The following is a 14826-nucleotide window of genomic DNA, read 5'->3' as shown; positions in this document are numbered from 1 at the left end:
TTGGAGGGTGGTCCCCCCATCTTCAGACAGGATTTCACGTGTCCCGCCTTACTCGTGTCCTGGCATTGGCTTGTCCCGTACGGGGCTGTCACCCATCACGCCGGCCATTCCAGGCCGTTCCGGTAAGCGTCATGCCAGGCGCTGGCCTGGTCCGCGTTCGCTCGCCACTACTGACGGAGTCTCGTTGATGTCCTTTCCTCCGGGTACTGAGATGTTTCAGTTCCCCGGGTTCGCTTCAAACCCCTATGGATTCAGGATTTGATACCTTCTCGAACCATCGTAGCGCAGACCCAGGATCGCTCCTGAGCCTACGATACGGTGGCTGAAGGTGGGTTTCCCCATTCGGAGATCCTCGGATCAAAGCTCGTTCGCAGCTCCCCAAGGCTTATCGCAGCGTACCACGTCCTTCATCGCCTCTCAGCGCCAAGGCATCCACCAGATGCTCTTAAGGCACTTGATCGCTCTCATGATCGGTGTCCGGCGTGACCGACAGCCTGTTGGGGCCATCGCTCACACCATCCACGGTCACGATAAAGACCGGCAGCAGGTTCTTTCGAACCCGCTGCCTTATGCTTGCCGAACGCACCCAGGTCCGCCGCTTTCGCAACGGCCCGGGCACATTCCCTCTTCACGATGTCAGATATCCGCAGCCACCCGCTGATGCGTCGATGGTGCGAAGCTCTTTGATCCGGACGACCCTCGACCTCACTGCCGATCGGCAGGGGAGGGTGGTGGAGCTGGACGGGATCGAACCGACGACCTCATGCTTGCAAAGCACGCGCTCTCCCAACTGAGCTACAGCCCCGAGTGGGACGTGCTCCAGCGGCAGAGGTCATCTCCTGATCCTGGTGGGCCTGGGACGACTCGAACGTCCGACCTCACCCTTATCAGGGGTGCGCTCTAACCACCTGAGCTACAGGCCCGTCGCTTGAGCCGCAGCCCAGCGTGTCCGGATGATGAGAAAGAGAAACGAAGACGGCGCGTCCCGCCAATTAGGTCCTGACTGGACCCTTGATCCAACGACGCCGTGAGAGTGAGCGAACTCACATCAGACAGCATCCTTAGAAAGGAGGTGATCCAGCCGCAGGTTCCCCTACGGCTACCTTGTTACGACTTCACCCCAGTCGCTGACCCTACCGTGGTCGCCTGCCCCCTTGCGGTTGGCGCAGCGCCGTCGGGTAAGACCAACTCCCATGGTGTGACGGGCGGTGTGTACAAGGCCCGGGAACGTATTCACCGTGGCGTGCTGATCCACGATTACTAGCGATTCCGCCTTCATGCACCCGAGTTGCAGAGTGCAATCCGAACTGAGACGGCTTTTGGGGATTCGCTCCAGGTCGCCCCTTCGCTGCCCATTGTCACCGCCATTGTAGCACGTGTGTAGCCCATCCCGTAAGGGCCATGAGGACTTGACGTCATCCACACCTTCCTCGCGGCTTATCACCGGCAGTCTCCCCAGAGTGCCCAACTGAATGATGGCAACTAGGGACGTGGGTTGCGCTCGTTGCGGGACTTAACCCAACATCTCACGACACGAGCTGACGACAGCCATGCAGCACCTGTGTGCACGCCTCCGAAGAGGACAACGGATCTCTCCGCCTAACATGCCATGTCAAGGGATGGTAAGGTTCTGCGCGTTGCGTCGAATTAAACCACATGCTCCACCGCTTGTGCGGGCCCCCGTCAATTCCTTTGAGTTTTAATCTTGCGACCGTACTCCCCAGGCGGAATGCTTAATGCGTTAGCGGCGCCACTGACCTGCATGCAGACCAACGGCTAGCATTCATCGTTTACAGCGTGGACTACCAGGGTATCTAATCCTGTTTGCTCCCCACGCTTTCGCGCCTCAGCGTCAGAACCGGACCAGACAGCCGCCTTCGCCACTGGTGTTCTTGCGAATATCTACGAATTTCACCTCTACACTCGCAGTTCCGCTGTCCTCTTCCGGTCTCAAGCCAACCAGTATCGAAGGCCATTCCGTGGTTGAGCCACGGGCTTTCACCCTCGACTAAATCAGCCGCCTACGCGCCCTTTACGCCCAGTGATTCCGAGCAACGCTAGCCCCCTTCGTATTACCGCGGCTGCTGGCACGAAGTTAGCCGGGGCTTATTCCTCCGGTACCGTCATTATCGTCCCGGAGAAAAGAGCTTTACAACCCTAAGGCCGTCATCACTCACGCGGCATGGCTGGATCAGGGTTGCCCCCATTGTCCAATATTCCCCACTGCTGCCTCCCGTAGGAGTCTGGGCCGTGTCTCAGTCCCAGTGTGGCTGATCATCCTCTCAGACCAGCTACTGATCGTCGCCTTGGTGAGCCGTAACCTCACCAACTAGCTAATCAGACGCGGGCCGATCCTTCGGCAGTAAACCTTTCCCCATAAGGGCGTATCCGGTATTAGCTCAAGTTTCCCTGAGTTATTCCGAACCGAAGGGCACGTTCCCACGCGTTACTCACCCGTCTGCCGCTGACCCCGAAGGGCCCGCTCGACTTGCATGTGTTAAGCCTGCCGCCAGCGTTCGCTCTGAGCCAGGATCAAACTCTCAAGTTGAAGAGCTGATCAAAGCTGATCACAATAGTAACGGAGGCTCACGACCGACCGGCGTTTCCACCAATCGTGTGAGCACCGAAACGTCAGATCAGCATCATCCTACTCACGACCGGCTCCGAAGGAACCGGCCCGCAGGGACGACGCCGTCCACGCTTCTCTTTCTCGTATGTACTTGTCAAAGAGCGGGTCGGGCCGGGAGCCAGACCTCGTACCCCGGAGAACAGAAAGCCGAGCCGGGTTTCCCTGGCCCTTGCTTCACCGTCTCTGGGGAAGTCCTTCGCGGCGGCCAGTTCGTCGGCGCCCCGTCGGTGAGCGGCTGTCTAAGGGTAGCCGGCTCGCCTGTCAACACAGCCCTATCCGAGGATTGCGGCCGCGGCGACAAGGGGAGGGCAGGGGGCCTGCCCAGCCCCTGCGGTCGGTGTGTCCACGGGCTGGGTCTGCACGCTCCGCGTTCAAGCCCGGGCGGCACGCTCCTCGCGTGGCAGCGAGGTCGCGAAGGCCCGGACGTCCTCGGCGAGGAGGTCCGGCTGCTCGAGGGCGGCGAAGTGGCCGCCGCGGGGCATCTCGGTCCAGCGTCGGAGATCCGCGAACATCGTCCGTTCCGCCAGCGAGCGGGGCGGGCGGACCATCTCCTTCGGAAAGGCCGCGTAGGCGGTCGGCACCTGCACCTTCTCGCCGTCCGGCACCGGCCAGGGTCGGTGAATCCGGGAATAGTAGGGATGGAACGACGAGCCGATCGCGCCGGTGAACCAATAGAACGAGATGTTGGCGAGCATCCGGTCGCGGGGAATCGCGCTCTCGATCGTGCCGCTGCAATCCGACCAGGACCGGAATTTCTCTACGATCCAGGCGGCGAGGCCGGCCGGGGAATCCGTCAGCGCGAAGGCCAGGGTCTGGGGCTTGGTGCCCTGGATCGACTGATAGCCCGTCTCCTCCTTCAGCCAGGCCGCGACGCGCCGGTAATGCGCGGCTTCCTCCGGGGTGGCATCGCGGCCCGACAGGTCGCGGCGCACCGGCAGCATGTTGAGGTGCAGGCCCTCGACCCGGTCCGGATGGCGCCAGGCGAGCCGCGTGGTGGTGAAGGCACCCCAGTCGCCGCCCTGCGCCATGAAGCGGTCGTAGCCGAGGCGCGTCATCAATTCCGAAAAGTGGTCGGCGATCTCCTCGACGCCGAGGCGCGGTTGGCCGGGGCGGAAGGACAGGCCGTAGCCGGGGAGCGACGGGGCCACGACCGTGAAGGCATCCTCCGGCCTGCCGCCGAAGCGGACCGGATCGGTCAGGCGCGGGATGAGATCGAGGAACTCGAACACCGAGCCGGGCCAGCCGTGGCAGAGGAGGAGCGGGCGAGGATTCGGCCCGCGGCCTGGTACGTGCAGGCAGTGGATGTCGATCTCACCGATGCGCGCGATGGTCTGGGGGAAGGCGTTGAGAGCGGCTTCTTGCGTGCGCCAGTCGAACCGGTCGCGCCAATACGCGACGAGGTCGGCGAGGTAGGTGACGTCGGTGCCGTAGGTCCAGGGCGCCTCGGGGGCCTGGTCGGGCAGGCGGGTGCGGGCGAGGCGCTCGCGCAGGTCGGCGAGGGCGGCATCCGGAACGCGGTAGGTGAACGGCTCTCCCGTCATCGGCGGCTCCTCTCTCATCGGATCTCTTGCCTTGTCGGATCCCGTGCCGTGGATCCCTCGCATGCGTCGGACCGGATGTCGCGGCCCGCGGCGCCGTGCTAGGCGCCCTGGCAAAGGTTCCGCGCGGGCCGCGGATCTCAAGGGAGGGGCGGAGAAATGGCGCAATATCGCATCGCCACCATCGAGGGCGACGGCATCGGGCCCGAGGTGACGCAGGCGGCGATGGCGGTGCTGAATGAGGCCTGCGGCGCAGGCACCCTCGCCTTCGAGATGCTGGAGGGCGGCGCTGGCCACTACGTGAAGAGCGGCGAGGTTTTGCCGGACGACACCTTCGCGGGCTGCCGCGACGCCGACGCGATCCTGCATGGGGCCGCCGGCCTGCCGGGGGTGGTCTATCCGGACGGGACGGAAGTCGGCAACGACCTGCACTTACGCCTGCGCTTCCGCCTCGACCTCTATGCCAATGTCCGGCCGATCAAGCTCCTGCCCGGCGTGCTCTCGCCGTTGCGCGCCTTCGAGGGCGGCGGCATCGACTACGTCATCGTGCGTGAGAACACCGAGGGGCTCTATGCCAGCCGCGGCGCCGGGGTGGTCCTGCGCGACGAGATCGCCTCGGACAGCCTCGTCGTGACCCGCAAGGGGACCGAGCGGGTGGCGCGCTTCGCCTTCGATCTGGCAGCCAAGCGCTCCGGCGCGCCGCGGGACGGGCAAAGCCGGGTGACGGTCTGCGACAAGGCCAACATCCTGCGGTCCTACGCCTTCTTCCGCCGAATCTGCGACGAGGTGAAATCCGAGTATCCCGGCATCGGGATCGATTACGCCTATGCCGACGCGATCACCGTGCACATGCTCAAGCGGCCGGATTTCTACGACGTGATCGTGGCCGAGAACATGTTCGGCGACATCATCTCGGATCTCGGCGCCGCCACCGTCGGCGGGATGGGCATCTCGCCTTCGGGCGAGATCGGCGACGGCCACGCCCTGTTCCAGGGCGCCCACGGCTCGGCGCCGGACATCGCCGGGCAGAACGTCGCGAGCCCGGTCGCCACCATCCTGTCGGGGGTGATGCTGCTGCGCTGGCTCGCCGACCGGAGGAACGATGCGGCTTTGGCCGTCGCGGCGGACCGGATCGAGGCAGCTCTCGGCACCGTGTTGCGCGAGGGGCGGGCGGTGCCGCGCGATCTCGGCGGCACCGCCACCTGCACCGCGGTGGCGGATGCGGTGCGCCGGGCGCTCGCCTGAACTTATTGTCGAGGAGACTTCATCATATGAGCAAGCAGAGCGTGGGCATCGTCGGCGTCGGGCTGATGGGGCATGGCATCGCCCTCAACGTCGCCCGGAAGGGCTGGCCGCTGGGCTATCTCGACCATCCGGGCAACCAGCCGACGGACGACCTCGACGCCTTGGGTGCGACGCGCCACGCCGACCGGGCGTCGCTGGCGCGGGCGAGCGAGGTGGTGATCCTGTGCGTCACCGGTACGCCGCAGGTCGAGGACGTCTTGCTCGGTGACAATGGGCTCCTCGCCTCCCTGCGGCCCGGCACGGTGGTGATCGATTGCTCGACCGCGGTCCCGGCCTCGACGGCGCGGGTCGCGGCGGCGGTGCGCCACGCCGGCGGGCGTTTCCTCGACGCGCCGATGACCCGCACCCCGAAGGAGGCGGCGGAGGGGCGTCTCAACCTCCTGGTCGGGGCCGAGCCGGAGCTGTTCTCGGCGATGCAGCCGCTGCTCTCGGCCTTCGCCGAGAACATCTTCCATGCCGGGTCCGAGGCCGGGGCGGGCCACACCCTCAAGCTCCTGCACAATTACGTCTCGCTCGGCTCCGTCGCGCTGATCGCCGAGGCGGCATCCTGCGCCGGCCGGGCCGGTATCGCGCCCGAGGTGCTGGTCGAGGTTTTGCGCAAGGGCGGCGGCCACGGCGCGGCGCTCGACCGGCTGTCGCCCTTCCTGCTCGCGGGCGATTCCTCGCCGATGCGGTTCTCGATCGCCAATGCCCGCAAAGACCTGAGCTACTACGTGGCGATGGCCGAGGGTCTGGGCGCCGAGCGCGCGGTCGCCGAGGGGGTGCTGGCCGATCTCGACGGGCTGGTCGAGGCCGGGCACGGCGCCGACCACCTGCCGCTCTTGGCCAAGCACTTCGCGGCCAAGCGCTTCGCGGCCAAGGACTGACGCCGGTCGGCGCGGTCGGGTATCGTCGCGACCCTCTCAAGGGAGTTTCCTGGCGATGCCCGACCTCTCCACCTTCCCGATCACCGCTCGCTGGCCGGCCCGGCATCCGGACCGGATCCAGCTCTATTCCTGGCCGACGCCGAACGGCGTGAAGGTCTCGATCGCGCTGGAGGAGCTGGGGCTCCCTTACGAGCCGCACGCCGTCGATATCGGCAAGAACGAGACCTGGAAACCCGAGTTCCTGTCACTCAACCCGAACGGCAAGATCCCGGCGATCATCGATCCGGACGGGCCGGGGGCCAAGCCGCTCGCGTTGTTCGAATCGGGCGCGATCCTGCTCTATCTGGCGGAGAAGACCGGGCGGCTGATCCCGGCCGATCCGGCCGGGCGCTACGAGACGGCGCAGTGGCTCTTCTTCCAGATGGCGGCACTCGGGCCGATGTTCGGCCAGCTCGGCTATTTTCATAAATTCGCCGGCCGCGAGATCGAGGACAAGCGGCCGCTCAACCGCTATCGCGACGAGTCGAAGCGGCTGCTCGGAGTGCTGGAGACACGGCTTTCCGGGCGCGACTGGATCATGGGCGCCGACTACACCATCGCCGACATCGCGATGCTCGGCTGGGTGCGCAACCTGATCGGCTTCTACGAAGCGCGGGAAATGGTGGGTTACGACGCGCTCGAGGCCGTTCCGGCCTGGTTGGACCGGGGGCTCGCTCGCCCGGCGGTGCAGCGCGGGTTGGAGATCCCGTCGCGGGGATAGGCTCGGGCCTGTTCGATCAGGTAGACCGAACTCCAACTCTCCATCGTCATCCCGGGGCCGCGAGAGCGGAACCCGGGATGACATCGAGGATGTCGGTGCTGTCGGGGTCATCGAACAGGCTCTTCGATTGCCGGAGGAGTTTCCTCCTCTCGGACAACCCGCCCCTCAGTCCAGATCGAGCATCAGGCGCAGGTTCTGCACCGCGGCGCCTGAGGCGCCCTTGCCGAGATTGTCGAGGCGCGCGACGAGCACCGCCTGGCGGTGGGTGTCGGAGCCGAACACCCGGAGCTCGAGCGTGTCGGTGTCGTTCAGCGCCTCGGGCTCGATGCGCTCGCGGTCGGCGCCGTCCTCGGCCGCAGTCACGACCTTGACCAGCGTGGCGCCGGCGTAGCGGGCAGCCAGCGCGGCTTCGAGATCGGCGACGCTCGGTCGGCCGGGCAGCAGGTCGAGATGCAGCGGGATCGACACCAGCATGCCCTGCCGGAAGTTGCCCACCGACGGCACGAAGATCGGGCGACGGGTCAGGCCGCTGTATTTCTGCGTCTCGGGCAGGTGCTTGTGGCTAAAACCCAGGCCATAGAGCTGGAAGGCCGGGGCTTCGCCGGCCTCGTAGGCCTCGATCATCTTGCGGCCGCCGCCGCTATAGCCCGAGACCGCGTTGATGCTGATGGGGTGGTCGGCGGGGATCAGCCCGGCATCGACCAGGGGGCGCAGCAGCGCGATGGCGCCGGTCGGGTAGCAGCCCGGGTTGGAGACGCGGCGCGACGCCCTGATGGCGGATTCCTGCTCGGGCGCCAGTTCGGCGAAGCCGTAGGTCCAGGCCGGATCGACCCTGTAGGCGGTGCTGGCGTCGAGGAGCCGCGGGCCGCCGCCGGGCAGGGAATCGGCGAGCGCCGCCGTCTCGCGCGAGGCCTCGTCGGGCAGGCAGAGGATGACGAGATCGACCTCGGACAGGAGCGTGCGCTTCGCCTCCGGGTCCTTGCGGCTCTCGTGCGGGATCGACCGGACCGTGATGTCGTCGAAGGCCTCCAGGCGCTCGCGGATGCCGAGACCGGTCGTGCCGGCCTCGCCGTCGATGAAGACGCTCGGGCTGTGCTTGCGGGTCATGGGCGAAGTCTCCGTGGCGCGGACCGGCCGATGCCGAACGACGCGCGTCGTGATGGGGGGCGGGGGGCCGTCGAGTCAATCGGCAATGACGGCCCGTGAGGGGAGGAACTGTGCCGCGTGATTCGCGACGGTCTCATGTCGCAGGCCTGTCCACAGCCGGAGAACCCGCCCCAGAGGAACCCGGCCCTCGCCGCCCGGTTGTGCTGCCAGATCAGAGCAGACGACATCAGGAGCCCATCATGGCCGGTACCGCCAAGAAGACCGACCCGAAGCTGTGGGAGAAGGTGAAGAAGGACGTCACCCGCTCCGCGAAGGGCGGCAAGCCCGGCCAATGGTCGGCCCGCAAGGCGCAGATGGCAGTGCAGGAATACAAGGAGGAGGGCGGCGGCTACGAGGGCAAGAAGTCGTCCGACAACCACCTCAAGCAATGGACCGACGAGGAGTGGGGCACCAAGTCGGGCAAGGAGAGCGGCAAGACCGGCGAGCGCTACCTGCCGAAGAAGGCCCGCGAGGAGCTGTCCGACGACGAGTACAAGCGCTCGACGGCCAAGAAGCGGGCCGACAGCGCCAAGGGCCGGCAGCATTCGAAGCAGCCGAAGGACGTGGCGAAGAAGGCGGCCGCCGCGCGCAAGGCCTCGCACAAGACCGGCGGCCGGGACGGCGGCCCGACCAAGGCCGAGCTGATGCAGAAGGCCCGGGCGAAGAACATTCCGGGCCGCTCCACCATGTCGAAGGGCGAGCTGGAGCGGGCGCTGGGCGCCTGAACAGGTATCCCGTAACCGCAAAAAGGGCGGGCCCTCGCGGGCCCGCCCTCCTTTTTTTCCGTGACCGGAAAGGTCGCCTTAGCGCTTCGAGAACTGGAAGCTGCGGCGAGCCTTCTTGCGGCCGTACTTCTTGCGCTCGACCACGCGCGGGTCGCGGGTCAGGAAGCCCTCGCGCTTCAGCGGGGAGCGCAGCTCGGGCTCGAAATAGGTCAGGGCCTTGGACAGGCCGTGACGCACCGCACCGGCCTGGCCGGAGAGGCCGCCGCCGGCGACCGTGACGACGATGTCGTACTGGTCGACGCGGTCGACGATCTGGAGCGGCTGCTGCAGGATCATCCGCAGCACCGGGCGGGCGAAGTAGGTGTCGACCGGACGGTCGTTCACCGTGATCTTGCCGGCGCCGGGCTTGATCCAGACGCGGGCGATCGCGTCCTTGCGCTTGCCGGTGGCGTAGGCGCGGCCGAGGGAGTCCAGCTTCTGGACGTGGACCGGGGCCTCGTTCTCGCCCTGCGAGGAGTTCTGGGCCTTGCTGGCCTGGCCGAGGTCGGCGAGAGACTGAAGGGTCGCCATCTTACGCGCTCACGTTCTTGCGGTTGAGAGCGGCGACGTCGAGCGTCTCCGGCTGCTGGGCGGTGTGGGGATGCTCGTTGCCCTTGTAGACCCGGAGGTTGCCCAGGATCTGCCGGAACAGCGGGCCGCGCGGCAGCATGCGCTCCACGGCCTTCTCGACGATACGCTCGGGGAAGCGGCCTTCGAGGATGAACTTGGCCGAGCGCTCCTTGATGCCGCCGGCGTAACCAGTGTGGTGGTAGTACACCTTCTGGTTATACTTGCGGCCGGTGAACTTCACCTTCTCGGCATTGATGACGATGACGTTATCGCCGCAATCGACGTGGGGCGTGTACTGGGGCTTGTGCTTGCCCCGCAGACGCATCGCGATGATCGACGCCAGGCGGCCGACCACCAGGCCCTCCGCGTCGATGACCACCCACTTCTTGTCGACGTCGGCGGGCTTCAGCGAAAAAGTCTTCATCGCGGATAAGTCCCGGAAGTCTTGACGAAAAAAACAGGACGCCGCTGCGGTCAGTGATGAGCGCGCAGCGGCGATGCCGGCTCAGTAACGGAGGTTCCCGCCGACGTCAAGCGGACCGGAAAACCCGAAACGGCAAAAAAGCGAGCTTTTCGAGCGGCTTCCGCGTAGCGGTATCATGATACCGCTATTTCGGCGGGATCGCGTAGGTGCCGGTGGCGTGGCAGACGAGGTCGTCGAGGCCCTGATCGTTTTTTTTGCCCCGGCTCCGGATCAGCACCTCGCCGACGGCGAGCGAGCGCCCGAGCTTGAGCAGGCGCGCTTCGGCCAGGAGATCGGCTTGCGCGGGCTTGCGCATGAAGTTGAACGACAGGTTGGTGGTGACGGCGAGCGCCACCGGGCCGATCTGGGCCAGGATCGCGACGTAGAGCGCAACGTCGGCGAGCGCCATCATGGCCGGGCCGGAGATCGTGCCGCCGGGGCGCAGGTGGCGCTCGTGATAGGGCAGGCGCATCGTGGCCGTCATCGGGCCGACGCTCTCGACCACCGGGCCGGGGCCGCCGTGATGGATCTGCGGAAAGGCCTCGTCGAGGAAGGCCGCGACCGCGTCGCGGTCCATCATGGGGGCGGCAGGCATGCGTGGGGCGTTTCCGGTCGGTGTCATGCACGATCTTGCAGCACGGCGCCCGGCACCGGACAATAGGCCATCCGTTCCGCCCTGACCCGAGACCGCGACTCCGAGCCCCCATGTCCGATACCATGACCGACACCCTGCTCTTGCGCGACGACCGCGACGGCGTCGCGACCCTGATTCTCAACCGGCCGCGGGCCCGCAACGCCCTCTCGCACGCGATGCTCACCGCCCTGTCGGAGGAATTCTCCCGGCTCTCCCGGGACGGGAGCGTACGCGCCGTGGTGCTGGCGGCCGAAGGGCCCGCTTTCTGCGCCGGCCACGACCTCAAGGAGATGACCGCCTACCGGGCGGAATCCGACCGGGGCGCCGCGCGCTTCAAGGACCTGTTCAACCTCTGCTCGTCGGTGATGATGGCGATCCCCGCCCTGCCGCAGCCGGTGATCGCCGCCGTGGAAGGAATCGCGACGGCGGCGGGCTGCCAGCTGGTGGCCTCCTGCGACCTCGCGGTGGCCGGCGGGGACGCCCGCTTCGCCACGCCGGGCGTGCAGATCGGCCTGTTCTGCTCGACCCCGATGGTGGCGCTCTCGCGCAACCTGTCGCGCAAGGCCGCCATGGCGATGCTGCTCACCGCCGAGATGGCGGAGGCCGAAGAGGCGAAGGCGCTCGGACTCGTCAACCGGGTGGTGCCCGCCGGCACGGCGCTGAGCGCCGCGCAGGACCTCGCCGCCGGGATCGCCGCGCGCAGCGCCTATACGGTGCGGGTCGGCAAGCGCGCCTTCTACGAGCAGCTGGAGATGCCGCTGGCGGAGGCCTATGCCCATGCCGGACGGGTGATGACCGAGAACATGCTGGCTCGCGCGGCCGAAGATGGCATCGCGGCCTTCCTCGACAAGAAGGCAGCGCGATGAGCCATCATGACCGTTACGACGACGAGGCGCTCCGAAAAATCCTGCAGGCGGTGCGCAGCATCGCTCTGGTCGGCGCCTCCGCCAACCCGGCCCGGCCGAGCTGGATCGTCACCAAGTACCTGCTGGAGCGCGGGTATCAGGTGATCCCGGTCAATCCGGGCCTCGCCGGGACCGAGCTCCTGGGCCGGCCGGTGGTGGCGCGGCTCGCCGACCTCGCCCAGCCGGTCGACATGGTGGAGATTTTTCGCAATTCCGAGGCCGCCGGCCCGCTGGTCGACGAGGCTCTGGCCCTCGACCCGCTGCCTCGGGTGATCTGGATGCAGCTCGGCGTGCGCAACGACGAGGCGGCGGCCCGGGCCGAGGCGCGGGGCGTCACCGTGGTGATGAACCGCTGCCCGAAGATCGAGTATGGGCGGCTCTCGGGCGAGATCGGCTGGACGGGAGTGAATTCCCGTATCCTGAGCGCCAAGCGGCCGAAGCTGGCGGCGAAGGGGTTCCAGAAGCTGACGATCGAGGAGCGCTAAAGCACGTCATCGTCTCGACCCCACCCTCGACCTCGGGATGAGGTTGAGGGTGGGATGGACAGGACCGACACAGCGACGCTTTTGGCGTGCTACAACAACGTCCCCTTCAGGATCACCAGCGCCACCGTGAAGTAGATCACCAGACCCGACACGTCGACGAGGGTCGCGACGAACGGGGCCGAGGCGGTGGCGGGGTCGAAGCCGACGCGCTGGAGGATGAAGGGCAGCATCGAGCCGGTGAGCGAGCCGAACAGCACGATGCCGACGAGCGCCGTGCCGACCGTGGCGGCGACCAGGAACCAATGCTCGCCGTAATCGTAGAAGCCGAGCTTCTGCCAGATCACGATCCGCACCACGCCGATCGTGCCGAGGATCGCCCCGAGCGTCAGGCCGGCCGGGATCTCGCGAAGCGCCACCCGCCACCAGTCGGACAGGCGCACCTGGTGGAGCGCCAGTGCCCGGATCAGCAGCGAGGTCGCCTGCGAGCCCGAATTGCCGCCCGAACTCATGATGAGCGGGATGAACAGGGTCAGGACCAGGGCCTTTTCCAGCTCGCCCTCGAAACCCTGCATCGCGCTGGCGGTCAGCATCTCCGAGAGGAACAGCACGCAGAGCCAGCCGGCCCGCTTGCGGATCATGGTCAGGAAGTTGATCGACATGTAGGGCTCGTCGAGCGCCTCCATGCCGCCGAAGCGCTGCACGTCCTCGGTCTGCTTCTGGATCATCGCGTCGATCACGTCGTCGACGGTGACGATGCCGACGACGTGGTTGCTCGCATCGACCACCGGCACGGCGAGCAGGTCGTATTTCGAGATCAGGCGGGCCGCCTCGTCGCGGCTGGCATCGGCCGAGACCACCACCGGGCGGCGGTTCGGCGCCACCGACAGGATGTTGTCCTCCGGGTTGCCGGTGATCAGGCGGCGCAGGGGGACCGCCTTGGCGAGCGCCCCGGTGCGCGGATCGAGCACGAAGATCGAGTAGACGGTCTCGCGGGTGCGCTCGACCTTGCGGATGTAGTCGAGGGTGAGCCCGACGGTCCAGGTCGTCGGCACGGCGACGAACTCGGTCGTCATGATCGAGCCGACGCTCTCCTCCGGATAGGCGATGAGCGTGTCGACCGCCCCGCGGGTCTCGGCGTCGAGGCGGGCGCGCAGGTCGGAGCGGCCCGGCTCCTCGATCTCCTTGAACACGTCGGTGACCCGGTCGGCCGACATGCCCGACAGGAACGAGGCGACGCGGTCGCGCGGCAGCATCTCGATGATGTCGGGGGCGCAGTCGAGCGAGGGCTGGTCCAGCACCTCGACGGCGCGGTCGTGCGGCAGGCTGAGCAGGATGGCGGCGGCCACCTCCGGCGCCTCCCGGTTCAGGGCCTCGGCGATGTCGGGGGCGCTCTCCTCGGAGAGGCGTGCGGCGAGGGCGGCGGGCTCGACGGGGGCGTCGATCACGGTGTCGATCATGGCTCACCTGTTTGGGGCGCTGGCGTCGGCCGGCCGTCCCCGGCCGGTCGCGGTGAGCCGCCGACAGGCGAAGCGCGCGGGACCTCAGGCCGGAGACGGCAAGGGCGGTCGACTGTGACTGTCGCTCGGCATGCAGTTCGGGGGTGTCCGGGAGTGCCGTAGCGCGAGAGCGCGCCGCGGGCGGCCTGTCACTGCGCCGGCCTGCCGGCCGCGTCAAGAGGGGAACCGGATGCGCACGATCGGAATTCGTAAGCGGGATCTCAATCAGCCCGGAGCCCTTGGAAACCTTGGGGAAATCTTCCAGGAATCGATTCCGGGAGACCGGGCCGCCGCTGGAGCCACGATGGCGACGACACCTGTCCGCACCTTTTCGGATTTCGCCGCCGCGGTCGCCCGGGCGGCGGGCCGTCCCGGTACCTTCGCGGCGAGCCTGCTCCTGATCGCGGTCTGGGCGGTGACCGGCCCGCTGTTCCACTACTCGGATACCTGGCAGCTGATCATCAACACCGGAACCACCATCGTGACGTTCCTGATGGTGTTCCTGATCCAGAACACCCAGAACCGCGACGGGGCGGCGATCCAGGCCAAGCTCGACGAGCTGATCCGGGCGAGCGCGGCCCAGAACGCCTATATCGGCATCGAGCACCTGACCGAGGAGGAACTCGATTCCCTGCGCGCCCGCTGCGAGGCGCGGGCGAAGAACTTCCATCTCGGCGACGCGGCGGACGCCGCCGAGGAGGCCGCCAACGCCAAGGCCGCCGCGGCCGCCCGGGCCGCGACCGGCGCGTGAGCCGTCTCACGCACAGAGCTGGCGCGACGCCTCGATCTCGCTGGCCATCATCCGGGCGAGACGCAGGATGTCGGCGATTACGAAGGGCTTGGTGACGAAGATGCTCCCGGGCACCGCCGGGTGGTTCAGGTTCGCCGTGGTCGAGGAATAGATCACCGGCCGGAGCGGCTGGATCCGCCGGTAGGCTTCGGCCACGCCCCAACCGTCGACGAGACCCGGAAGCCGGATGTCGGTGAGGAGCCAGTCGATCCGCGCGCCGTGCTCGCGCAGCAGGGTCAGCGCCGCCTCGCCGCTCGACGCGGTCAGCGTCTCGACGCCGTGCTGCTCGCACAGGGTCACCAGCAGCTCGAGCAGCATGTAGCTGTCCTCGACGATCAGGACGCAGGGCTTGCGAACCGGGGGCTTGGAGCCCGAATGGGGCATTCGGGGCGAGGGCAGTGTCGCGGGCATCGCGGGCGAATCTCGATCGTCGGTCCGGCGACGGTCCGACGTCCTGGTTAATGAAATGTCAACG

14 protein-coding genes, 2 tRNA genes and 2 rRNA genes (1 of these 18 cut by a window edge) are annotated in these 14826 nt (G+C 67.2%); 7 read left to right on the top strand and 11 right to left on the bottom strand.

Annotated elements, in window-relative coordinates:
• The 5 genes from HBB12_RS31360 to HBB12_RS31340 all read right to left on the bottom strand — a co-directional run.
• Positions 1-460: ribosomal RNA gene (locus HBB12_RS31360) — 23S ribosomal RNA — on the bottom strand (it extends 2343 nt beyond the left edge of the window).
• A 269-nt stretch (positions 461-729) separates the two neighbouring features.
• Positions 730-805, bottom strand: a tRNA-Ala gene (locus HBB12_RS31355).
• Positions 806-846: 41 nt separating this feature from the next.
• A tRNA-Ile gene (locus tag HBB12_RS31350) sits at positions 847-923 on the bottom strand.
• Between the two features lie 142 nt (positions 924-1065).
• A 16S ribosomal RNA gene (locus tag HBB12_RS31345) occupies positions 1066-2548 on the bottom strand.
• The 16S and 23S rRNA genes sit together here with 2 tRNA genes alongside, the layout of an rRNA operon.
• Before the next feature lie 452 nt (positions 2549-3000).
• The gene (locus HBB12_RS31340) at positions 3001-4170 is read right to left on the bottom strand and encodes an epoxide hydrolase family protein (RefSeq protein WP_236993005.1); all 1170 of its coding nucleotides are present in this window, start codon (positions 4168-4170) and stop codon (positions 3001-3003) included.
• A gap of 156 nt (positions 4171-4326) precedes the next feature.
• Here HBB12_RS31340 and HBB12_RS31335 point away from each other — a divergent pair, with 156 nt between their 5' ends.
• From HBB12_RS31335 to HBB12_RS31325, 3 genes are read left to right on the top strand one after another with little or no spacing between them, the layout of a single operon-like run.
• A complete protein-coding gene (locus HBB12_RS31335; protein ID WP_236993004.1) occupies positions 4327-5412 on the top strand; it encodes an isocitrate/isopropylmalate dehydrogenase family protein in 1086 nt (361 codons plus the stop codon).
• 26 nt (positions 5413-5438) lie between these two features.
• Positions 5439-6338, top strand: coding sequence for an NAD(P)-dependent oxidoreductase (locus HBB12_RS31330; protein ID WP_236993003.1), 900 nt, complete (start codon positions 5439-5441; stop codon positions 6336-6338).
• 55 nt (positions 6339-6393) lie between these two features.
• Positions 6394-7098 (top strand): glutathione S-transferase family protein, encoded by a 705-nt coding sequence (locus tag HBB12_RS31325; protein ID WP_236993002.1) that lies wholly within the window; start codon positions 6394-6396, stop codon positions 7096-7098.
• A 165-nt stretch (positions 7099-7263) separates the two neighbouring features.
• Here HBB12_RS31325 and argC read toward each other — a convergent pair whose 3' ends face one another.
• Positions 7264-8205 carry an N-acetyl-gamma-glutamyl-phosphate reductase gene (gene argC, locus HBB12_RS31320; protein ID WP_236993001.1) on the bottom strand — a complete coding sequence of 314 codons (942 nt, stop codon included), beginning with the start codon at positions 8203-8205 and terminating at the stop codon, positions 7264-7266.
• 239 nt (positions 8206-8444) lie between these two features.
• Between argC and HBB12_RS31315 the strand changes: the two genes are divergently transcribed.
• On the top strand, positions 8445-8969 hold the full coding sequence (locus tag HBB12_RS31315; protein WP_236993000.1) for a DUF5872 domain-containing protein: 525 nt from the start codon (positions 8445-8447) through the stop codon (positions 8967-8969).
• 78 nt (positions 8970-9047) lie between these two features.
• Here the strand turns inward: HBB12_RS31315 and rpsI are convergent, their stop codons facing one another.
• The 3 genes from rpsI to HBB12_RS31300 form a co-directional block, all read right to left on the bottom strand.
• Entirely contained in the window at positions 9048-9539 is a 492-nt protein-coding gene (gene rpsI / locus HBB12_RS31310; protein WP_093570597.1) for a 30S ribosomal protein S9, read from the bottom strand.
• A 1-nt stretch (position 9540) separates the two neighbouring features.
• Positions 9541-10002: a 50S ribosomal protein L13 gene (gene rplM / locus HBB12_RS31305; protein WP_048426999.1), complete on the bottom strand. Its 462-nt coding sequence runs from the start codon at positions 10000-10002 to the stop codon at positions 9541-9543.
• Between the two features lie 184 nt (positions 10003-10186).
• The gene (locus HBB12_RS31300) at positions 10187-10636 is read right to left on the bottom strand and encodes a PaaI family thioesterase (protein ID WP_236992999.1); all 450 of its coding nucleotides are present in this window, start codon (positions 10634-10636) and stop codon (positions 10187-10189) included.
• Positions 10637-10746: 110 nt separating this feature from the next.
• Here HBB12_RS31300 and HBB12_RS31295 point away from each other — a divergent pair, with 110 nt between their 5' ends.
• Together HBB12_RS31295 and HBB12_RS31290 are read left to right on the top strand one after the other, a co-directional pair.
• Positions 10747-11541 (top strand): enoyl-CoA hydratase, encoded by a 795-nt coding sequence (locus HBB12_RS31295; RefSeq protein ID WP_236992998.1) that lies wholly within the window; start codon positions 10747-10749, stop codon positions 11539-11541.
• Entirely contained in the window at positions 11538-12065 is a 528-nt protein-coding gene (locus HBB12_RS31290) for a CoA-binding protein (protein WP_236992997.1), read from the top strand. Before HBB12_RS31295 ends, HBB12_RS31290 begins: the two co-directional genes overlap by 4 nt.
• 89 nt (positions 12066-12154) lie before the next feature.
• Here HBB12_RS31290 and mgtE read toward each other — a convergent pair whose 3' ends face one another.
• Positions 12155-13522: a magnesium transporter gene (gene mgtE / locus HBB12_RS31285; RefSeq protein ID WP_236992996.1), complete on the bottom strand. Its 1368-nt coding sequence runs from the start codon at positions 13520-13522 to the stop codon at positions 12155-12157.
• Positions 13523-13865: 343 nt separating this feature from the next.
• On the opposite strand from mgtE, the gene HBB12_RS31280 reads away from it, so the two are divergent.
• Positions 13866-14312, top strand: coding sequence for a low affinity iron permease family protein (locus tag HBB12_RS31280; RefSeq protein WP_236992995.1), 447 nt, complete (start codon positions 13866-13868; stop codon positions 14310-14312).
• Between the two features lie 6 nt (positions 14313-14318).
• Here HBB12_RS31280 and HBB12_RS31275 read toward each other — a convergent pair whose 3' ends face one another.
• Entirely contained in the window at positions 14319-14735 is a 417-nt protein-coding gene (locus tag HBB12_RS31275; protein WP_236993515.1) for a response regulator, read from the bottom strand.
• Between the last annotated feature and the right edge of the window lie 91 nt (positions 14736-14826).

The sequence above is a fragment of the Methylobacterium sp. SyP6R genome (assembly GCF_019216885.1).
GTDB lineage: Bacteria > Pseudomonadota > Alphaproteobacteria > Rhizobiales > Beijerinckiaceae > Methylobacterium.
The sequence above is the reverse complement of the archived record's forward strand: the minus strand, read 5'-3'. Positions and strand labels throughout refer to the sequence as shown.